We start from the raw sequence: 21,087 nt of genomic DNA on the forward strand, positions 1-21,087 counted from the left end.
CCCCTCACCGAGCTTGAGAAGGTGTCAGATCTGTATTTCGTACTGGGTGTTGTCATCCGGATTGGCGACCAGATCGCAGACGGCCTGGGTGTCGATCGGCTGGCGTTGCGGCAAGGTTTCGACAACCCGCATCCCCTGGTTCTCGAATTCCATCAGGTGAACATCGAGAACGGCATGATGGGTCTTGGGGTCGACTGTCACCTTGCCACCGGGGCCGGTGATCGAAATGCCGGTTTCCAGTGCGTCGATGATGGCGTCGCGCTCGAGCGAGCCGGCGAGGCGAACACCTTCGGCCCAGGTGAGCACGCCGTGATAATTGGAAACCGCAAGTTCGTGCATACCGCCAGCATCGCCGCCGGCAGCAACCCAGGCTTTCTTGAAGGCTTTGTTTTCCGGTGTCTCCAGTTCCTGGCTGTAATTATAGGCAACCATGATGCCGTTGCCCTCTTCGGCGGTCAGCACCTTGTGTTCATTGCCTACGCCCAGGGTCGTCGACGCTAGCGCGATCCGGTCCTTCATGCCCGCCGCGGCCCATTGCCGGAAGAACGAGAGATGAGCTCCGCCGACCAGCGGTGCGATGACCAGATCCGGACCGGCAGTCTGAATCTTTGCAATGGTCGAACCGAAATCCGAAACATCAAGCGGGAAGAAGTCGACGCCGACGGTTTCGCCGCCATTGTCGGCAACGAATTTCTGCAGCCAGCGGGCGGTGATCTGCCCGTAATTGTAGTCGGCGGCAACGATGTAGACCTTCTTGCCCGACTTGCCCATCGCGTAGGGCACGAGGGCTTCGGCCTGCTGTGCCGGCGTTACACCGTTGATGAAGATGTTGCGATCGCAGACGCCGCCTTCATAAAGCACATTGTAGAAATACAGCGTCTTGTTCTTGTGCAGGGTCTGGCGAATGGCCTCACGTGAAGCCGACAGGATGCCGCCATGGACGACGTCGACCTTGTCCTGGCGTACCAGCTGCTGGGCATATTGTGAGTAGAGCGCCATGTCGGATTGTGTGTCGTAACCGACGACTTCGACCTGCTTGCCGAGCAGTCCGCCGTCAGCGTTGATCTGGCTGACGGCCAGCCGCAGTGCCATGTCCATCGGCTTGCCATAGGCATCGAAGATGCCCGAAACATCAAGCACCGATCCAAGTTTGATCGTGTCGGCGGCCATCACGGCGCGCGGCAGCATGAGCGCACCGGTTGCAGCGGCCGCGGAGGCGAGGAAATGGCGTCTGTTTATCGACATATCGTGTTCCTTCCATAAGTCGGTTGAGTTGCGGTCAGGCAACCGGGGCAGGTGGTCTCAGTCTTTGTCTTTTTGCTTGGTTCGCTGGGCATAATCAGCCGTGCGGCCGGCAAGGTTCGCGTCAAAATCCAGCCCGATCTCCTCGCCCATCTGCTTCATCGCCGGCAGCCGCACCGCCATGCCGAGAATCTGGTCCATCGCCGCACCGAAGGCATTGTCCACGCCGGAACCGCCCCCGGATGTGCCGCCATTGCCCATGCCGCCGATCTGGTTGATGCGGATGGAATCGATCTTTTCGACCGGCTTCATCATCTGCGTCATGATCTCGGGCAGGCGATCGAGCTTGCGCTCCTCGAGGCGCATCCGGATAACGGATTCGCTGAGAGTGTTTTCCGCCTGGTTGAGCGCATGGCGCCCCGCAGCCTCGGCCTCCATGCGGCGCTGCTCCGTCTCGGCGAGAGACCGCGCGACCTCGGCCTCGCCCTTTGCCTTTGCCAGCATGGTCCCCACATCGCTTTTGACGCGCGCATCCTCCAGCGCGATATCCTTTTTCTGACGAAGGCTGGAAATCTCCTGTTCCCGCTCGACGACGGCGCGCTCCTTCTGCATCTGCACGCGTTCTGCCGCGAGCAGGACCTGAGCTCTGGCCTCTTCTTCGGCAGCCTTGGTCGAGGACTCCTCGATCCGCCGCTTGGCGAGCTGGACTTCGTTTTCGATACGGGTTTCCTCGAGCGCCAATACGGCCGCCATCTCGGCACGCCTAAGCGCCTCGTCATTGGCTACCTGCGCGGCCTTCACCCGTTGAGTCTTCTCGATCCGGGCCTGTTCAGTGGCAAACTCGGCCTGTGCTTCTGCCTGATCCGACCGCGCCCGCGCTTCCGACTCCATCCGCCGGAGGTGCTCTTGCTGCACGATTTCGGCCTCCTTCTCGGCACGCTGCAACTCGAGTTGCCGCTGGTGCTGCGACAGCCGGCTCTCGCGGATCGCAATTTCGGTCTCGGTCTCGACCCTCACCCGTGCCTTGCGCTGCTCGGCCACCATCTCGGCAAGCCGGCGCATGCCCTGAGCATTGAAGGCGTTTCCTTCGTTGAGTTGGCTGAGGTCACTCTGGTCGACGCTGACCAGCGATGTCGAAACCATGGTGAGCCCGAGGCGGGCGGCATGCTCGGCCACAGCCTGGGTCACTTGCGCGGTGTAGCCGGAGCGATCGAGATGAATGTCTGCCAGATTGCGCTGGGCGGCGGCATCCTGCATCGCATTGATCAGGGCGCCGGCCACAACCTCGCGGATGGCGTCGCCGCCCCGGGCGATCCGCATCCCCAGCACCTGCGCGGCGGTGGCGACACCCTCTGCCGTCGGTTCGACCCGGAGTTCGAATTCCATTTCGATATCGGCGCGAAGCTGATCCTTAGTCAGCAGCGAGTCGCGCCCCTTGCGGCCGGCCGGAAACGTCACGGACCCCATCGAAACGCGCTGGATCTGGTGCAGAATCGGCAAGGCTAGGCAGCCGCCGTCGAGAACCACACGCTTGCCTCCCAGACCGGTACGCACCAGCGCGGTGTCGAGTGTCGCCTTGGCAAAATAGCGCTGCAGGAACCAGATCGCGATGATCAGAAACAGCGCAATGGTGAGCAGCGAAAACAACCAGACCAAGGCCAAATCCCCCAACGGCATGATGGTCGCCTTCCCCTTTGTCTGGCAGGGGTATCGGCGTCACGTAACCATGGAGAATTTTATTTTCCTTTTCAAGTAATTTATTTTCCAATTCAAATTAATTGCTATCGTATTGGTTTATATCTGTTTTATGACTTCGAACATGATTCCATCGGCACGGGCCAGGTAAATCGGGGCGCGGTCGACGGCCTGTCTTGGAGAAAATGCCTTCTTCACGCTTCGGTACCGGAACGCCGACCAGGAGAAGGCATTATGGTCGCGCCAGTCACCTGCTTTACCGTCCATCAGGGCAGCCAGGTAATGCATGCCCTCATACGTCGACTGTCCGATAGCGTTGAGTACCGGCGCCTTGTCACCGTGCAGGCCGTAATAGCTTTCCTTGAAGGCACAATTGCCGTCGGTTCCCAGCGAACCGAAATAGCTTGCCGAGGAGAAAAAACGTTTCAGATTGCGGTCTCCACAAGCAAGCAGGCCATTCTCCTCGATGCAACAGGAGAGCCGGATCATCCGCCCGTCCAGCCCTGCTGCGCCGAAGGCTCGGTTAAATGTCACCGCGTCTTGGCCGACAAGCGAAATCAGCAGCGCCTCGGCACCCGACATCGCGATTTCCTCGACATAGTGAGACATGTTGCGCACCCCGAAAGGCAGGTAGCGTTCGTAGCACAGCCCGGCACAAAGCTCCTTTAGCTTGAACTTGGCATAGGAATGCGAGGTGTGCGGCCAGACGTAGTCATTGCCGATCAGCGCCCAGCGCTTGGGCCGGAACTGCAATTGCAGTATTTCCATGGCCGGGCCGAGCTGCTCCTGGGGAGTCTCTCCGATGGCAAAGATCCCCGGCGTGTTTTCCCCGCCCTCATAAAGCGGCGTGTAGACGTAGGGCACCCGCTGCCGCACCACCTTGCTCAAACGCTGGCGGATGGCACTGATATGCATGCCCACGATAGCGTCGATCGCATCGGTTTCGATCAGGTCGTTGACGATTTCCTCGACTGGTACCGCCGCCTCCAATGCCGAATCGATCATGATCAGCTGCACTTGACGGCCGCCGATGCCATTGCCCCGGTTGATCTCTTCCACCGCCAGTTGCGCGGAGGAAATGCAGGAAGGGGCCCAGATTCCTGCCGAACCGCACATCGGGATCAACAGCGCGACGCGATAAAAACCCACCGAACTTATCGAAGCCCAGTCTCGGAGGTCGTCCAACTCTGCCGGGAATGCCACAGCGGCCCGGGAAAACTCCATGCACGTGTCCCCTGTCAGCCGTGCTTGAGGGATTTTCTTCATTGCAATTGATATTATTTTCCAAGTCAACTATTTTCTGCCAAGCGCCATTTCTGGAAAGACCATGAAGAATCCGATCGAGTCCTACATCTCCTACACTTTGGCTGCGGCGCACCGGGCCGTGCACCAGTCGCTGACCACTGCATTGAAGCAGCATGGCGTGCAGGTCGAAGTGTGGCGTGTGCTTGAGACGCTGGACGCGCAGCCAAGCCAGACCATGGGCGAACTGGCGAAAATCGTCTTGATGAACCCGCCGACGCTGACCAAGATGGTTGATCGCATGGTCATGGACGGACTCGTCCACCGCCAGGCAGGCAAGAACGATCAGCGGCAAGTCAACCTTATGCTCACCGATCTGGGTCGAAAACGGATGACACAGGTCAGGCAGGTCGTTCAAAACGAAGACGACGCACTCTGCAACCTGCTCGGTGACAGCGATGTGGCCAGGCTCAATGACATCCTCGGCCGGTTGATGTAACCGGCCATGGCACTCAAACCGGCCAGTCATCGGGGGTGGCAAGATCGGCGGCCCATTTCCAGATGATATCCGTAGCGCCACTCGTCAGGCAAAGTGGTCACCATCTTACAATAGGTTCGTCCGCGCGGTCCGGGCGCCTGCATTCCGCCATCAAGCGGCACGGCTTTGAGCCAGGGCCCCCAGAACCAGATAGCGCATCACATGCTGTTTCAGGCTTGAACAGTGCCGCAGTCCGAGCCTTTCAAGACATTCCGTGTCCGGCGGCGATGTCAGCCCGCGAGCGGCCAGACGCGTCATTTCCGACCATGACCCGGATGCGTTTTTGAGCGTCGCGAGTGCGGGCAGAAGCCGTTTCTCGGTTTCGGTGAAATCCGTGCCGAAAGGATACTCGGGCAACAGAGATTTGCGACGAGGGGCTTTAAGCCAGCCGTTCAATCGTTCAGGCGAGTTGCGGCGCTTGGCAGGGGTAATCTCGAAGTTCGTGTCGATCTTGCCCGCCTTCTTTGCTTCGGCGAGCAGGTCTGACTGAAAGCGGCTGTCGGCAATTCCGATAAGAGCGGCAATGCATTCCTCATCCGTCTTGCCCCGGAGATCCGCCACACCGTATTCGGTCACCACGATGTCGCGATAATGCCTCGGCACGGTCTGGTGCGCATAGTCCCAGCGGATATTGGAGATGGTCTTGCCACCGCTTTTTCGCGTCGCGTTCAGCGTGATGATCGAGCGCCCGTCTTCAAGCGCAAAGGCCTGTTCGACGAAGTTGAACTGGCCGCCGACACCGCTGACCACCTTGCCATCTTCCACCCCGTCGGAAATGACAGCGCCGAGGCAGGTGACAATCATGGCATTGTTGACGGACCGCGCATCGCGCCGCGCGGCGCGTTTCGACATCTCGTCTCCGTAGAGCGAATTGGTGAAGGACACGGGCTTCATGACGATCTTTGCGCGCTGGCTGGCGGGCATATCGCGCAAGGACCGGTAGAAGTCACGGCATTCGAGAAAGAAGCCAGCATGGATGGCCGCGCCATCGACTTCCCTGCGAATGATCCCGCCCCGAAACAGCTCGAGAATACCGCCGACCAGCATCTCGGTCACCGCATAAAGCCCGATTTCGAATGGAGCCAGATGTTGTCCGGAGCCGGAAGAGGCAAAAGGGCTCGCTTCGACCAGAGCCCGATAATCGCTGTTCTTCTTGTGACGAAGCAGCAGCGACTGGGCGATCGCATCTCCGATGGAGCCGATGCCGATCTGCAGTGTACCGCCGTCTGCCACAAGCTGTGAGACATGCAGGCCGATCGCCATGTCCTGCAGGCTCACTGGTCGGCGCACTACGGAAAACAGCTCGAAGCTGGTCTCCGGATCGTATTCGATGTCGGCTTCGCCATCGGGGATTTCAGCCGGTCCCTCCATGAAAGGAAGATGATCGTTGATTTCGACGGCAAATGTGAAATCGGCCTTGCCTTCGCGGCGGGCTGTCAGCAGGTCGACGGTGATGTCGGTGTTGCAGCTCAGGCTCAACCGGCCGTCCGCGTTGCGGGCAACCAGCTGCGCCACCACATTGGGCTTGAAATCCAGCACATAGGACAGCGCATGGGTATAGTTGGCCGGTATGTAGTGCCGCTGCGCATAGCTGTTGCCGAGCCATCGCCCGGCCTGAAAGAAGAACTCCCGGACTTCGATGTTGGGAGGGAGTGTCCCCTCATCGATCATCTGCGCATAAAGCAACGGTTTGTACCGGCCGAACAACCGATCCGCCGCAGGTTCGAGAAACCGCCGCTGCAGATCAGACCCGGCCTTCGGGCGCTGCAGCGTCAACGCCGTCAGAATGGTCAGCCGGATGGCTGGATCCTTGCAGGCGGCGCGGGTGAGCGCGTTGACGAGACTGTTGGCCTTGCCAAGCCCGAGCGGCAGCGCCAGCCGGATCTCGCCGCCCGTCTGCTCGATCAGTTGCTGCGCCAGGGCCTTGGCATCGGCTGAAGACGAATTGTCATTCTCAGGCAAGATCTGCCCATCCCGCATCGGGGGTAAATCGGGGGCCGTGCCTGGCAGCCAGTTGCTCGAGCGTCTTGACGACATCATCCTTGCCCCGTTGCCGCGCGTAGTGAACCGGGCCGCCGCGGAAGGGGGCGAAACCGGTGGCAAAGATCATCGCGGCATCCAGCATCTCTGCATCACTGATCACCGCCTCGCGCAGGCATTCGACCGCTGCATTGAGCATTGGGAGAATCAGGCGGTCCTCAACATCATCAGGGAGCTGCTTGCCGTCGTCCTTAGCCTTGTCCTTTTCCGGCTTGCCATCTTTCCAGACATAGACGCCTTTGCCGGATTTCCTGCCGAGACGGCCGCTTTCCACCCGTTTTCGCATCCAGACGGGGACCTCGGAGATGGGCTTGTCGAGGTTGTCGCGCAACGTGTCGGCAACATGCAGGCACACATCAAGCCCCACCCGGTCGGCAACTTCCAACGGCCCCATTGGCATGCCGAAGCGTTCTGCGACGCGGTCAATCTCGACGGGTTCGATGCCTTCATCGACCATCAGCCCGGCCTCGAGCAGATAGGGCGTGAGCACCCGGTTGACGAGAAAACCCGGATAACTTTTCACCGGGGCCGGCAGACGGTCAATCGCTCCGACAAAGGCATTGAGCCGCGACAGTGTTTCCTTGCTGGCGCTTGGCTGCGACACCACCTCGACCAGCTCAAGTTTTGAGACCGGATTGAAGAAATGCAATCCGGCGAAACGGCCAGGTGTCTTCAACACCGAAGCAAGGCCATCCAGCTCGAGACTGGAGGTGTTTGTGGCGATGATCGCGTCATTGCGGGCACGCTCTTCAATCGACGCGAGCAGATCACGTTTCAGATCGAGCGTCTCGGGTGCCGCCTCGATGATCAGGTCGGCGTCGGCCAGTCCAAACTGCTTCGGGTCCGGCATCAGCCGGTCCAGTGCATCGCGGATCTCAATGTCCGACAGGTGGGCGTCGCGCGCCATCCGTGCAGCATTCTTGACCGCCTTTGCCAGGGCTTCCAGCTTCAGGTCGCTGAGCGTGACCCTGAGCCCCTTGATCGCGCACCAGGCCGCGATCTCGGCGCCCATTGTGCCCGCGCCCACAACATGCACCCGATCAATGCCGCTCTCGCCGCTGGCTTTCTTCTTCAGCGCCTCGCGCAGGAAGAAGACCCGTATCAGGTTCCTGGCGGTATCGGTCATCAACAGCTTTGCAAAGGAGCTGATTTCCGCTTTTTGCATGGCGTCACGGTCGCCGCCATGGATTTCCCGCAGCTCGATAAGCGCATGCGGGGCGGGGTAGTGGCGTTGCGGGGCCTGTTCTTCGGTTTGTGTCCGCATCCGTTTGGCCGCAAGCTTGCGCGCCGGGCCCATATCCAAGATAGCCGCTTTGACTCCCCGGCGGTCGCGGCTCTTCTTCTGTCCGAGGCGGGCTCGGACGGCAGCATCGACATGCCGTTCCTTCGTTACCTCGTCGATGATCCCCAGCGCCTTGGCCTTTTTCGTGTGCGCCGACTTGCCGGTCAGCATCAGGGTCATCGCCTCGGTCGGGTCAATCAGTTCTGACAGGCGGAATGTGCCGCCGAGACCCGGATGAAGGCCGAGCTTGACTTCAGGAAAGCCGAACCAGGCGCCGTCGACAGCGATGCGCTGGTCGCAGGCCAGCGCCAGCTCAAAGCCACCGCCCAGTGCGTAGCCATGAACTACGGCGATCGTCGGACATGGCAGACCTTCCAGCCGGTCGATGACCTCATGCCCTGCGCGCAGGCGCTTGGCCGCAGCCTCTTCATCGCCCGCCTCGCGGAACTCGGATATATCGGCGCCGGCGGCAAACCCGCCGGGCTTTGCCGAGCGAAGCACCAGCAGCTCGGGCATCTGGCTTTCAAGCGCATCGAGAAGCTTCGACAAGTCCGTAAGCACGGCCTCGGAAAGCGTGTTGGTGCTTGCGTTCTCGCAATCGAGAATTGCCCAGGCGATGCCGCCCGTGTCACGGCGCAGCCTCCAGTTGCCGAAGGCTTGTTCTTCGCCGGAGCCAAGCTCGAGTTTGGTTTCGCCAATCACGGACAGGACAGGTTTGCTCATCACACGGCCTCCAGAAGCATTGCACCGCCCAGCCCGCCGCCGATGCATTCGGTGGCAATGCCGCGTTTTCCGCCCCGCCTTTTCATGGCCCGGACCAGATGCAGCACAATGCGATTGCCACTGGTGCCAACCGGATGCCCGAGCGCCACCGCGCCGCCGTCGACATTGAGCTGATCGCGGTCGATGCGGCCGAACGGCTCTTCCAGATCGAGAACCTCGCGGCAGAAGTCTTCGTTCTCCCAAGCCGCCAGGCAGGACAGCACCTGGGCTGCAAAGGCCTCGTTGAGTTCCCATAGGTCAATCGATGTTCGTGCCAACCCGTTACGGGCCATCATCCGGGTGGAACACAGCACCGGTCCTAGACCCATCACCGAGGGATCGAGTGCTGCCCATTCGCTGTCCTTGATGATGGCGAGAGGCGTCAGGCCATGGCGTTCGACGGCGTCTTCACTGGCCAGAATGACCCAGGAGGCGCCGTCGGTGATCTGCGAGGAATTGCCCGGTGTCACCTTGCCGTGAGGCTTTTCGAACGCCGGTGAAAGCTTGGCCAGGCTCTGCATGTCGCTGTCAGGTCTGACGCCATCATCCTTCTCGTAGACCTTGCCATCCCGGTCGAAGGCCGGTTCTACCTCGTCATCGAGCCAGCCCTCATCTTGGGCCCTGGCCAGCCGATGATGGCTTTCCATGGCATAGCGGTCGGCTTGCTCGCGGCTGATGCCGAACCGGTGGGCGAGGATCTCGGCCGTCTGGCCCATGTTGAGCGCCGTGATAGGATCTGTCAGCCCGCGCTCCAGCCCAATCACCGGCTTGAAGAAATCGGCCTGAAGGCCGCCCAGTCTGGACAGACGATCCATCGGGGTCTTGGCGCGTGCCATGCCGGCATACCACTCGACTGCCTCTTGCCGCAGAACCAGCGGCGCATGGCTCAAGGCTTCCGTGCCGCCGGCAAGGATGAGATCTGCCGATCCGTCACGGATATAGCGATAGGCGGTGTCGATCGACTGCATGCCGGAACCGCAATTGATCTGCACCGTAAAGGCAACCGTGTCTTCACCCATCCCCAGCCGCAGCGCTGCCACCCGGGCAGGGTTCATCTCGTCGGCAATGACGTTGACGCATCCCAGGATAACCAGATCATAATCGGTGGCAGCGATCTTCTGGCGTGCAAGCAGCGGCCGGCCGCACTGAACCGCAAGGTCCACGGGCGTGAATGGGCCGGGCCCTGAAGTTGCTTTCAGAAAGGGAGTCCGGGCGCCATCAACAACGTAAACAGGCTGGCCTTTCGTCATTGGGCCGCCTCCTGGTGGGAATAATCGCTTGTGTCGCGGACGATCTCGGATGGATCGAAGTCATCCACCGCAATCACCTCGCCGACCAGTTGCTCAGCCGCGCGCAGCAACCGGCCTTCATCGTTTGTAAGAATGCCATTGGCGAGCGCCGCATCGACTGAAAGTTCCGCCTGCTTGAGCTTGCGCCGCAGCGGCTCCGTCGCAACGACCAGAAAGAAGGCTTCCTCCAGCGTCTTGAGCGCGCCTCCCCCCCTAACAGCCTCGACACCGCGTGAAATCCTGTTGCGGGTCGGCGACGGCGTCAGCAGCAATTCGGCAACTTCACGGGTCAACTCATCCGAGGGCCCACGGTTGGACCCGCCGGGAACCGTCAGAAAGCGAAGAAGCCACGCAGCAGGACGATTGGGCAGATTGGCCAACACTTCATCCAGGCTCGCGGCAATCTTGGCAAAGCTGTCCTCCGCAGTCCATTCAACCAGCGGAAAGTCAGCAGCGATATTGCCTTCATCGTGCCAGCGCTTGAGCACCGCAGAAAGAAGATAGAGTTCTGACAACACGTCGCCGAGGCGCGCCGAAAGCATCTCCCTCCGCTTCAGCGAACCACCAAGAGTCAGCAGCGCAAAATCGGAAACCAGCGCAAAAGCGGCAGAATAGCGCGCCATGCGGCGGTAGACCGGCGCCGCCCTGCCCACGTTCTCTGGCGCAGGTGCGAACTGGCTTCCGGTCCAGGCCCGACCGGTTGCCCTGAACAGGGTCTTGAGGGAATGGCCGACATGGGCCCAGAACGCCTTGTCGAACGAATCCAGCGCTTCATCCTCGTCGTCCTTGTCGAGCGCGAGTATTTCATCAAGCAGATGCGGATGACAGCGGATCGCGCCCTGACCGAAAATGATCATGTTACGGGTGAGGATATTGGCGCCTTCCACGGTGATGCCAACCGGCACGGATTTGTGAAAATTGCCAAGATAGTTTCGCGGCCCGTCAATGACGGTCTTGCCGGCGTGCACATCCATCGCGTCATCTACGGCGTCGCGCATCCGGTAGGTGGCGTTGGACTTCATGATGCCCGAGATCACCGCAAGCTTGCGCCCTTGATCGAGCCCGGCGCAGGTCAGCCGCCTTGCGGCGTCAAGTGTGTAAGCATTGGCGGCGAGACGGCCCAGACGTCGCTGCACGCCCTCGAACTTGCCAATGGGAATGCCGAACTGCTCGCGAACCCGCGCATAGGCACCAGTTGCATGCGCCGAGATCGATGCAGCCGCCGAGGACAGCGAGGGGAGTGAAATGCCGCGCCCGGCGGCAAGCGCACTCATCAGCATCATCCAGCCCTTGCCGCTGTAGTCCGGCCCACCGATGATATGATCGAGCGGCACGAACACATCGGTTCCGGAATTCGGCCCGTTCTGGAAAACCTGGCCGCAGGGGATATGACGCCGTCCAATGGACACGCCGGGAAGATCAGTTGGGATCAGGGCGCAGGTGATGCCTTCAGCATCGGCGTTGCCGAGCAGCCCGTCCGGGTCTTCAAGTTTGAAGGCAAGTCCGAGCACAGACGCGACCGGCCCGAGCGTAATGTAGCGTTTTGACCAGTTCAGCCGCACGCCAAGTGTTTCCTCGCCTTGCCACTCACCCTTGCAGACAACGCCGCTGTCGCGCATCGCCGAAGCGTCGGATCCGGCTTGTTCGCTGGTCAGGGCAAAGGCTGGCACATCCTTGCCAGCGGCCAGACGCGGCAGCCAGTAGTCGCGCTGCTCGTCGGTTCCGAATTGCAGGAGCAGTTCGCCCGGCCCCAGGGAATTCGGCACCATGACCGTCACCCCGGCGCTGACCGAACAGGTCGAGATGCGCCGTACCACTTCGGAGTGGGCAAAATTGGAGAACCCGAGGCCGCCATACTTCTCCGGGATGATCATGCCGAAGAACTTCTGCGACTTCATGAAGTCCCAGACGTCGGCGGGCAGATCACCTGCGCGGGTAATCTCCCAGTCGTCGAGCATCCTGCATAGTTCTTCGCATGGACCGTCGAGGAACGCCTGCTCCTTCTCGGTCAGCGCTGCCGGTGGCGTGTCGAGCAGCTTCTGCCAGTCCGGGTTGCCGCTGAAAAGTTCAGCGTCCCACCAAACCTCACCGGAATCTATGGCGTCGCGTTCCGTATCTGACAGGCTCGGCAATTGATTGCGCGCCCATTTGAAAATCGGGCGCGTGAGTGTATCGCGGCGAAAGGTTCTCATAGACATGTGATGCTCCTCAAAACTCAATGTGCGACCGGCAAAAGAGTTCCAGCGAGCGCGCTTGATCAGATCTACATTTGGGAAAGCACGCCCGATGTGTGCGCGAGAAGCCGTGCGTTGTTCCGGGACCGGCTGAGTTTTATCAGCGCACCTGTCTTCGGCCTCTCGGTGAGCGCCCCAAAGCATGGCCCCCGCCTGTGACGGGGAACACGACTCCTGTCGCATAGCTCGCTTCTCCGGTATCGCCAGGCATCGGCTGCTTCCAGCTCGGCTGAGGTGGTTGCGGGTAGCGGACTCGTCGATATCCGAGGATACTGCGCGGCTTCCCAGGTTTTCCCGTGTCGCAATCGGGAAGCGGTTTCGGCTCAGCGTAGCACCAAAATTGCTAGGAGGACGGCAATCAGCACCACGACGCCGGGAAAGATCAGCAGATATTTCCCGGCGCGCCGGCGCGAGTTCCCGGGCCCGTCGAGTTCCGCGTGACGGGCCCGCGACGCGGCTGCCCGGTCCGTTTGGATCCCGCCTGCTTCCGCATCTGTTCCCAGTGGCACGGTTGCAGGATCGGACGCGTCGACCTTTTCACCCGTACGGCCGCTGTCGATATCCGCGCGCAGTTTCTGCTCGGGTGCGGCGGTTTCGTGTGGCTTGCCTGTCTGCACGGCGTCTTCTCCCTGGTTGAGCCCTTTAGCGGAGTCTCGGGCTGCTTCTCTGGTCGGCAGGAAGCGACCGCGGAGGTTTCAGCGTCGCCCGCGAAAAACCACGGAGGCGGTTCCTCACCATTGCGACCTAGTCCTGTTCACGCGTTCCCGGCGCGGCTTCCCTTTGCTCACTGTCTTCAAGATCAGTGGCAACAACGAATTGGTCGCCGTTGTTGGCGTTGCGCAGCGCTTCCCTCCGGGCTTCCTGCGAAACGGCATCATCGGGGCTGGCCTGCGTGCGCGATACCGATGGGCCCATCGTTGCTTCCGACTGCGCATCGGCGTTCTGGTCGGGTCTGTTGGTCGTCTTGGCGGCTTGGTTGTCGGATTTGGTCATCTCGGTCTCCTGTTTACAAAGCGGACAAACCCCGGGGGATGCGGTATGGTTCCACCCGATCGGGAAAGCAGCGCTGATTTGGGAGCGATGACGGGCGGTAGCGATGCTACTTGCGGCCGCTGTTTTCAGAATACAGTTCGGCGGTCTTCTGATCCCGCCTGATTTTTTCCCCGCGGCTGAGGCGCCGCTTTTTCGCCAGCCCGTAGATCATGGCCGCCGCGAGCACGACCGGACCTATGGCAACGGCAAAGAACCAAAGTGAATATTCCATCTCATGCATTCCTTTGTTGATGCTTGCTCCAAGCCGACCTGCCAGTGCCGGTTTGGTTCCCGAAATGACGAGGAAGGTCGCGTTCGGCACTGTTCCTTCAGACGATTTGTCTCCTGGCGGAGGAACCTTGGCCCGGCGTCGCATTCCAAGGATTGCTGTTACAGCAGCAGAACTGCCATTGTCTTCAATCAGCAGCCTTGCGTCTCTGCATAGACCTCAAAAAGGTCAGCAGGCGTTGCTCCATGATCCCGATCTGGGACTTGGCCTTGACCTTTCGGCGCAATTGCCGGTCCAGAACGGGGAACAGTTCTTCATCCGTTGCCAGAGCGAGTACCTGCGGGTGCACATAGGACTTCCGGCAGACTGCCACAGTGTTGGCGAGTTCGGAGGCTGCGCTCTCACACAGCGTCCTGATGGTCGGCACCTCGCCTCGACGTATGGCGGCGGATGCGGTCTCAAAGGCTGCGAGCGTACCGCCCCATGTCCTGAACACTTTTGCCGATACACCCGGCCCACCTATTGCGGCGAGATGCTGGTTCAGCTGACCGGAGTCCACGCCCCGCGACTGGCCCTCTTCGTCCTCCCAGCCGAACAGTTGCTTGCCGGGCAAATCTGCGATGCGCTCCAGAGTTCTTTGTAGACGCGGAGCCTTGAGGCTGCGCTGCATGCGGCGTCCACCCTTGCCCAGAAACCGCAGTTCTATCCGATCACCAAACGTCACGTGCCGCTTGAGCAGCGTGGTTGCACCATAGGTGCCGTTTTCCTCCAGGTACTGCCGATTTCCCACCCTGAGATAAGCGGCATCAAGCAGCAGTATCAGGGCGCCGAGAACAGCACGCTCGCGATCTTCGAGCCGTTCGGCGTCGGCACGGGCAACACGCCGGATCTGCGGCAGTTTTTGACCAAATCGAAGCAGATCGGAAAACTTGGCTTCGTTCCTCAATGCCTGCCAGTCCTCGTGGTAACGGTATTGTTTTCGGCCGCGCGCATCGTGACCGGTGGCCTGAATGTGGCCGCGTTCGGAGGGGCAGATCCAGACATTTGTATAGGCCGGAGGAACGCCGAGCCGCTTGATGCGGTCGCGGATAATACTTTCGGTGACAGGTGTTCCGTTGGGGTTGAGATAGCGATACCCGCGTCCCCTGCGCTGACGGGTGATTCCGGGCTCGGCGTCCGTGACATATATGAGCTCGGCCTGTGCAATCTTGTTCTTATCGGTGGGTTTGATGCCGTGCAAAGCCGTATCCGAGCCTCGTTGGGAACTGGAGAGTTTGAACGCAGCGCATGTCAGCGAATTGCAGGACTGCGTGTTTCTCAGAAGCTTTTGCTTCCGAAATTCCAAACTTTCGGCGAGGGAAAACGTTCCCAAGCCACAGAGCGCATGCTGATTGATGCAGGACATTGCAGAATGCCGGGAAGAAAAGCGGGAGCGCCACACAAAAACAATTTCGGTTGGAACCAACGGGCGTCTTTCGTGTTTGTATAGCGGCGTAGTGTATCGGGGACAGGGGATGAAACCTTCAGACTCATGTAAAACCAATATTCACGACCGGGGAAAGCGGCGCGGCGGTTCCATGACAGCGCGGCCATATCGAGACGCTTCGACCATTGGGATCTCGCTGTTGTGACGGAGTGGCTGGTATCCATCGTTCCCTTGTTCAAGACGCTGCACCTCGTCGCGCTGAGCGTCTGGTGCGGAGGCCTCATCGCGTTGCCGATGATGCTTTCGCGTCACGGTTCGCTCATTTCACAGGGTGATTACAAGATTGTCCGTCACAGAACCCACATCACCTACACGATTATCGTCACGCCGGCCGCCATCATTGCGGTCATTGTGGGAACCTGGCTGATATTCCTGCGCCAGGTCTTCGTGCCGTGGCTGTTTGCAAAACTGGTCTTTGTCGCGCTGCTGCTCGTGCTGCACGTCTGGATAGGCCATAGCATCGTCCGAATCGCGGAAGAACCAGGCGATCACACACCGCCAAGTCCCTATCTGCCGGTGACTGGTGTGCTGGCCTGCGCCACCGCGATCCTGTTTTTCGTTTTGGGAAAACCCGATCTTGATGGGGTCGATATGCCCCAATGGCTGCTCGAGCCCCGGGGCGGTCACCTGCCCTTCGCAATTCCGAGCCGGTAATCGAACACGAGTTTGCCCCCATGCCAGCCAGTAAAGCCCACCATCAGAACGCACAGCATCGACATCAGGATGCCGTGAGGGAGCACGGCACTTTCATAACCAGACAGTCTGAGACCCCAATTTGTGCCGAGCAACGACAGCAGCGTGACCGCAATGATGAAATGGGTCCACGCTGCAGCCCGGACGCGAATGCCCCGGACAAGCAAAAGTTCAGCAGTTCCCGACAGGCCTGCGAACATTCCAAGCAGGAACGCTGCACCGACCGTCCACATTGCGCCACGCGCCCAGAACGGATCGCCCGTCCACCAGTAGAGCATATCGGCAGCAAGCGTACAGAAAGTGAGCGCGATGGGAAACGACACGCTCATGGCATGGATCGGGTGACCCGTTATGGCAATCCGCGATTGCGTCTCGTCGAAGCCGGGCAATTCAGCCACCGGATCGACAAGTCGTTTTTCCTCTGCTTCGATCTCTTGCACGCCCACAGCACCCGTCTCCTCAAACTGTTCGTCTTGAGCGTAACGCTTGGAACCCTCCCGGGTTGCACCGGAGACTTGTCGATGCTTGACCCGGCAGGGCCAGCAGCGCACTCGATCGCCACACTCTGGTGGGTCATGCTTATCACATTTACAGTGATATTCGTGTTTGTGATGGCGCTGCTGGCGCTTGCCTTTCGTCCCGCCGGGAGCGGGCTGGTTCCGGCTTTTGCTGAAAAAGTATGGATCATCGGACTGGGCCTGGTGTTTCCCGCCGTCATTCTGCTTGGCCTTTTGGCCTATGGCCTGTGGATCGGCGAGCGTCTCATGCCGCGTGCTGGCGCTGAGGTGACACGGATCGAAGCCGAAGCGCGAAGCTGGTCGTGGCGCTTTACCTATGGTGGCGACGCCTCGCGCACGACACAAAATGTCTTGCACATTCCAGCCGGGCGCCCTGTCGACATCGCCATCACCACGGCAGATGTGATCCACAGTTTCTGGGTTCCGCGGCTTGCAGGCAAGCTCGACGCGATCCCGGGTCACATCAACGTGCTCCGGATCGAAGCCGATATACCCGGCAGTTATGCGGGACTGAGCGCCGAGTTCAGCGGCAATGGCTATGACAATCACAGGTTCACCGTGATCGCACACGGCCCCGAAGAGTGGCAGAGATTCCTGGAGGGCGATCAATGAATGCATTGGCACGGCATCGCAAGCTGACTGCCATCTGGTCTTCCGAACCGGGCTGGAAGGGCTGGTTTTCCACTGTCAATCACAGCGATGTCGGGCGCATGTTCATCGTCACCGCGGCGTTTCATTTTCTGGTTGGCGGGATTCTTGCCATGCTGATCCGGGCGCAGTTGGCGACCCCTCATTCGGCCTTTGCCGGTCCGGAGATCTACAGCCAGCTCTTCACCATGCACGGGACCATCATGATGTTCCTATTCGCCATCCCGATGATTGAGGGCCTGGCGATCTACCTTCTGCCCAAGATGTTGGGCACGCGTGATCTGGCCTATCCCCGTCTCACCGCCTACGGTTACTGGTGCTATTTTTTCGGCGGCGCCATGCTACTGATCTCGCTCCTGTTCGGGATCGCGCCCGACAGCGGCTGGTTCATGTATCCGCCGCTCACCGGCCGGATCCACTCGCCCGGCATCAACACCGACTTTTGGCTGATCGGCATCACCTTTGTGGAGATATCGGCGATCTGCGCCGCGGTGGAATTCACCGTCTCGATCCTGAAATACCGAGCACCCGGCATGACGCTCGCGAAGATGCCCGTGTTCGCCTGGTACATGCTGGTGGTCTCCTTGATGATCCTGACCGGATTTCCGCCGCTGATCCTGGGATCAATCCTCCTGGAGCTGGAGCGAGCTTTCGGGATGCCGTTTTTCCAGGTGGAACTAGGCGGCGACAGCCTGTTGTGGCAGCACCTGTTCTGGTTGTTCGGCCATCCCGAGGTCTACATCATATTTCTGCCCGCCGCGGGCATGGTTTCGACCATCCTGCCGGTGATGTCGTCCACCACGCTGCTCGGATACCGCTGGGTGGTTGCTGCAGCGGTTGCACTCGCGATCCTGAGTTTCGGCTTGTGGGTGCACCACATGTTCACCACCGGCATCCCACATATGGGGCTTGCCTTCTTCTCCGCGGCCTCGACTCTCGTCGCGGTTCCCACAGCAGTCCAGGTCTTTGCCTGGATCGGAACGATGTGGAAAGGCTCGCCGACGCTGCGGCTGCCAATGCTTCATATCCTTGGCTTCTTCGTGACATTCGTCATCGGCGGATTAACCGGTGTCATGGTGGCCGTTGTCCCATTCGACTGGCAGGTACATGACACCGCTTTCGTTACCGCGCACCTGCATTACGTGCTGTTTGGCGGCTTCGTTTTTCCGGTTCTGGCCGGCATTTACTACTGGCTTCCGCTGGTGACGGGGAACCGGCGGTTCTTCCGGCTTGGCGAGATGGCGTTCGCGCTGATCTTCCTGGGCTTCCATGTCACCTTCCTCGCCATGCACTGGGTCGGCCTGATGGGACAGCGGCGGCGCATTTCGACCTATTTGCCCGAGGATGGCTGGACCGTGATCAACCTGATCTCGTCGGTCGGCGGTTTCGTGATGGCGTTCGGGCTGACCCTTGTGCTGATCGGGATTCTGCTCAATCTCGCTGTGCGTCATCGCGCCAGGCGCAACCCTTGGCGTTCGGGCACGCTGGAATGGGCCATCCCGAGACCGTCCGCGGCTTATAATTTCGCAAGCCTGCCGCAGGTGAATTCGCGCGAGCCACTGTGGGATAATCCGGTTTTGCCGGCAGAGCTTGCGCGCGGCGACGGCTATCTCGGAGATGCGGCAACCGGCCGGCGCGAGAGCCTGATGGTTGACATCGCTACGGGGAAGCCTGAACAGCTGGTGATCTATCCCGCCAACACCCGCCTTCCTGTAATTCTTGCGGCCGTGACGGGTGTGTTTTTTGTCTCTCTTCTCGTCAAGATCTACGTGATCACGCCGTTTGCCATTGCCGCCGTGGCCGCGCTTGGCTGGCGCTGGGTCTGGCAGCTTGGTTCACGACAGGACCTGGGCGATCAGCCCATCGGACACGGGGTTCTCATCCCCCCAATTGCCGAGGTCAGCCGCCCCCCGGGCTGGTGGGGATCAGTTTTCCTGCTGGTGGCGAATGCAACATTGTTCGGCTCGCTGCTGTTCGGCTATGCGTTCCTGTGGACCATCGCCCCGGGCTGGCCGCCTCCTGCCTTCATGGAACCGTCGCTGCCAACCATGCTCGCAGCGGCGGGCGGCGTGATGCTTGCCGCCGGAGGCACGGCCATAGCCGTTCGCAAGAACCAGAACGGCAGCAATCCTGCCGTGGCCATTTCAGCGGCACTCACCGGCGCGCTTGGGCTTGTGGTCGCCTTTGCAATGATGCTTTGGAATGCGCCGCCTGCAGCCGAGCATGCCTACAATGCCACGATTGTGGTGCTGGGGTCTTATGGTCTGTTTCATGCGACGCTGACGAGCCTGATGGTGCTGTTCCTTCTGGCCCGGCAGCGCGCCGGCTACATATCGCAGCGGCGCCGGGGCGAACTCTCGATCGTGATGGTGTGGGCGATCTATCTCTTCGTCGTGACAGGTCTCATCATTCTGGCCGTCTATCTACCGGGGCTGGTGGGATGAAGGATGTGCTCCGAATTCTCATCTCGCCTGTCGTCTGGCTGGCCTCGTTCAGCGCCGTTTACGCGCTGCACGGGTTCGTCTGCGAGCTTGATCCCGGCAACTCCGAGATCGGGATCTCCTGGATCCGGATCGTGCTGGTTGCCGCATTCCTGTTTGCCGCAGCTCTGCAGATTGTGCTGCTGACGCTTATGTATTCGCCCAGGTTCGGGTCTGCGCCGGGGTTTGCCCGCAGTGTCAGCCGCGCCTCTGGCTGGGTCGGGCTGGTCGCCACGGTCTGGACGCTGTTTCCCACGCTGGCCATCTCCACATGCGCAGGCTGAGGCTCTGGCCACTTGCGGCCGGGCTGTTGCTGCTGGCCGGGCTGTGGCTCGGCCCCTTGGCCGAGATGGCCCGTCGCGCCTTTTCACCCCACATGATCCTTCACTTGGGTGTGATGATAGTGGCCGCACCCTTGATCGTGATTGGCGGTCTCAGGCTGTTTCCGGGCGGTCTTGCGCCGCGTTACCGCTACCTTGGTGCTGTCGCGGCCTCGGTTTATGACTTTGCCGTGGTCTGGGGCTGGCATCTGCCGGCTCTGCATGAGGCTGCGGCACGCATGAACTCGGCTTTTACCGTTCAACAGCTGAGCTTTCTGACAGCTGGGCTTGCGCTGTGGTGGATCTGTCTGGCGGGCCGTGATGCGAAATCCGATGCTGCGGGCGCGTTGGCGATGCTGTTTGCCTCCATGCACATGGCCATGCTCGGCGTGCTTCTGGTTCTGGCACCGACGCTGATCTACGCGCCGCAATTCTGCCTCGGAGCCTTCGGCCTCGATCCACTTCCGGATCAGCAGCTTGGTGGTGGCCTCATGGCCCTGTTCGGGGCGCTGCCCTATGCGGTGGGCGGCGCCTATCTGGCCTCACGCCTTGCGCTGCAGGAAGCCTGATACTTCAACACCAATCCAGCGGCATTGTCGCAAACCACCTTGCCGGAAACATCTGCACCGACTGCAAGACCATCAGCCGGCCGCAGCTTGAAGACCTGGCGTTGACCTGCATCCGAACACTCTGTGGAACCTGGTCAACCTCCACACCATGATTGCCGCCACCAAGGAGAGAGTGGCAGCCAGACAGACAGAGGCATATCCGCCCTCAGTCAGAACCATCCTGAGCTGGTCTGGCAAGTACCGTTCTCAGATGGTTTCGGACGCAGCCTTGACCTGATGGCTCAAAGCTCCAACTTGGCGTTCTCGCCGAGGTTCGGGCCTTCGTCGGTGAAATAGGCTTTCGTTACCTCATAGGCCATTTTAAGGACCCCCTTGTCATTGTCCCAGTATTCGGCACGCGACGCATTTACGGTAATGACAGACACGCTGTCGGGACCATCTGGAAAGAATGCCTCGCAATAAGGACCCCACAACTTGTCAATAAGCCTCTTGTCCTCAGAGATTTCGGCCCGTCCCGAGACTGACGCGAACAGCATCGCTTTCGTGTCGGCAAAAGACAGGCAAAGCTCGCGGTCGAGCAACATTTCGTCGATCTTCGCGCTGTCGTCATCGGTGACGAACTGGATGACGCGCGCATCCTTGTCGACGAACGGCGCCATGGGGCGCGCGCGGATCAACCCGCCATCCGACGTTGTAACCATACAGGCGCGCATGCCGGCAATGATCTCCCAGAAACGTTCGTGTTCGTGTTTGTCTGTCATGTGCTTTCCTCTATCGGCTTTGGTTGA

The 21,087-nt window shown here is 60.3% G+C and carries 19 protein-coding genes; 6 read left to right on the forward strand and 13 right to left on the reverse strand.

Features of this window, described 5'->3' with window-relative positions; all coding sequences use genetic code 11:
- Window positions 1–24: 24 nt before the first annotated feature.
- The 3 genes from CRO46_RS19335 to CRO46_RS19345 form a co-directional block, all read right to left on the reverse strand.
- Entirely contained in the window at window positions 25–1,245 is a 1,221-nt protein-coding gene (locus tag CRO46_RS19335; protein WP_097109452.1) for an urea ABC transporter substrate-binding protein, read from the reverse strand.
- Window positions 1,246–1,302: 57 nt separating this feature from the next.
- A complete protein-coding gene (locus tag CRO46_RS19340) occupies window positions 1,303–2,919 on the reverse strand; it encodes a flotillin family protein (protein WP_210421550.1) in 1,617 nt (538 codons plus the stop codon).
- Between the two features lie 117 nt (window positions 2,920–3,036).
- Complete coding sequence (locus CRO46_RS19345; RefSeq protein ID WP_097109453.1) at window positions 3,037–4,161, reverse strand: substrate-binding domain-containing protein; 1,125 nt, start codon at window positions 4,159–4,161, stop codon at window positions 3,037–3,039.
- Between the two features lie 103 nt (window positions 4,162–4,264).
- Between CRO46_RS19345 and CRO46_RS19350 the strand changes: the two genes are divergently transcribed.
- A complete protein-coding gene (locus CRO46_RS19350; RefSeq protein ID WP_097109454.1) occupies window positions 4,265–4,678 on the forward strand; it encodes a MarR family winged helix-turn-helix transcriptional regulator in 414 nt (137 codons plus the stop codon).
- Between the two features lie 150 nt (window positions 4,679–4,828).
- On the opposite strand, the gene CRO46_RS19355 is transcribed toward CRO46_RS19350, so the two are convergent.
- The 8 genes from CRO46_RS19355 to CRO46_RS19390 form a co-directional block, all read right to left on the reverse strand.
- A complete protein-coding gene (locus CRO46_RS19355; RefSeq protein ID WP_244577972.1) occupies window positions 4,829–6,679 on the reverse strand; it encodes an acetyl-CoA hydrolase/transferase C-terminal domain-containing protein in 1,851 nt (616 codons plus the stop codon).
- Entirely contained in the window at window positions 6,672–8,762 is a 2,091-nt protein-coding gene (locus CRO46_RS19360; protein WP_179759130.1) for a 3-hydroxyacyl-CoA dehydrogenase NAD-binding domain-containing protein, read from the reverse strand. Before CRO46_RS19360 ends, CRO46_RS19355 begins: the two co-directional genes overlap by 8 nt.
- A complete protein-coding gene (locus tag CRO46_RS19365; RefSeq protein WP_097109457.1) occupies window positions 8,762–10,051 on the reverse strand; it encodes an acetyl-CoA C-acetyltransferase in 1,290 nt (429 codons plus the stop codon). The genes CRO46_RS19360 and CRO46_RS19365 overlap by 1 nt, the downstream gene beginning before the upstream one ends.
- On the reverse strand, window positions 10,048–12,288 hold the full coding sequence (locus CRO46_RS19370) for an acyl-CoA dehydrogenase (protein WP_210421551.1): 2,241 nt from the start codon (window positions 12,286–12,288) through the stop codon (window positions 10,048–10,050). The genes CRO46_RS19365 and CRO46_RS19370 overlap by 4 nt, the downstream gene beginning before the upstream one ends.
- A gap of 359 nt (window positions 12,289–12,647) precedes the next feature.
- A complete protein-coding gene (locus CRO46_RS19375; RefSeq protein WP_097109459.1) occupies window positions 12,648–12,941 on the reverse strand; it encodes a hypothetical protein in 294 nt (97 codons plus the stop codon).
- Window positions 12,942–13,068: 127 nt separating this feature from the next.
- Entirely contained in the window at window positions 13,069–13,317 is a 249-nt protein-coding gene (locus tag CRO46_RS19380; RefSeq protein ID WP_097109460.1) for a hypothetical protein, read from the reverse strand.
- A 106-nt stretch (window positions 13,318–13,423) separates the two neighbouring features.
- Window positions 13,424–13,678, reverse strand: a complete 255-nt coding sequence (locus tag CRO46_RS19385; protein WP_097109461.1) for a hypothetical protein — start codon at window positions 13,676–13,678, stop codon at window positions 13,424–13,426.
- Window positions 13,679–13,772: 94 nt separating this feature from the next.
- Window positions 13,773–14,990 (reverse strand): DNA topoisomerase IB, encoded by a 1,218-nt coding sequence (locus CRO46_RS19390; RefSeq protein ID WP_097109462.1) that lies wholly within the window; start codon window positions 14,988–14,990, stop codon window positions 13,773–13,775.
- 222 nt (window positions 14,991–15,212) lie between these two features.
- Between CRO46_RS19390 and CRO46_RS19395 the strand changes: the two genes are divergently transcribed.
- Window positions 15,213–15,725 carry a CopD family protein gene (locus tag CRO46_RS19395; protein ID WP_097109463.1) on the forward strand — a complete coding sequence of 171 codons (513 nt, stop codon included), beginning with the start codon at window positions 15,213–15,215 and terminating at the stop codon, window positions 15,723–15,725.
- On the opposite strand, the gene CRO46_RS20235 is transcribed toward CRO46_RS19395, so the two are convergent.
- A complete protein-coding gene (locus tag CRO46_RS20235) occupies window positions 15,695–16,210 on the reverse strand; it encodes a DUF2231 domain-containing protein (protein ID WP_244577973.1) in 516 nt (171 codons plus the stop codon). The two genes, CRO46_RS19395 and CRO46_RS20235, sit on opposite strands and share 31 nt — an antisense overlap.
- Before the next feature lie 75 nt (window positions 16,211–16,285).
- Here CRO46_RS20235 and CRO46_RS20240 point away from each other — a divergent pair, with 75 nt between their 5' ends.
- From CRO46_RS20240 to CRO46_RS19415, 4 genes are read left to right on the forward strand one after another with little or no spacing between them, the layout of a single operon-like run.
- Window positions 16,286–16,894, forward strand: coding sequence for a cytochrome c oxidase subunit II (locus tag CRO46_RS20240; RefSeq protein WP_244577974.1), 609 nt, complete (start codon window positions 16,286–16,288; stop codon window positions 16,892–16,894).
- Window positions 16,891–19,374 carry a cytochrome c oxidase subunit I gene (ctaD, locus tag CRO46_RS19405; protein WP_097109465.1) on the forward strand — a complete coding sequence of 828 codons (2,484 nt, stop codon included), beginning with the start codon at window positions 16,891–16,893 and terminating at the stop codon, window positions 19,372–19,374. Before CRO46_RS20240 ends, ctaD begins: the two co-directional genes overlap by 4 nt.
- A gap of 5 nt (window positions 19,375–19,379) precedes the next feature.
- On the forward strand, window positions 19,380–19,694 hold the full coding sequence (locus CRO46_RS19410; protein ID WP_425479325.1) for a hypothetical protein: 315 nt from the start codon (window positions 19,380–19,382) through the stop codon (window positions 19,692–19,694).
- The gene (locus CRO46_RS19415; RefSeq protein WP_097109467.1) at window positions 19,682–20,299 is read left to right on the forward strand and encodes a cytochrome c oxidase assembly protein; all 618 of its coding nucleotides are present in this window, start codon (window positions 19,682–19,684) and stop codon (window positions 20,297–20,299) included. Before CRO46_RS19410 ends, CRO46_RS19415 begins: the two co-directional genes overlap by 13 nt.
- A gap of 281 nt (window positions 20,300–20,580) precedes the next feature.
- Here CRO46_RS19415 and CRO46_RS19420 read toward each other — a convergent pair whose 3' ends face one another.
- Entirely contained in the window at window positions 20,581–21,060 is a 480-nt protein-coding gene (locus tag CRO46_RS19420; protein ID WP_097109468.1) for a pyridoxamine 5'-phosphate oxidase family protein, read from the reverse strand.
- Window positions 21,061–21,087 lie beyond the last annotated feature (27 nt).

Origin of the sequence: Parahoeflea halophila, from assembly GCF_900220985.1 — a bacterium.
GTDB lineage: Bacteria > Pseudomonadota > Alphaproteobacteria > Rhizobiales > Rhizobiaceae > Hoeflea > Hoeflea halophila.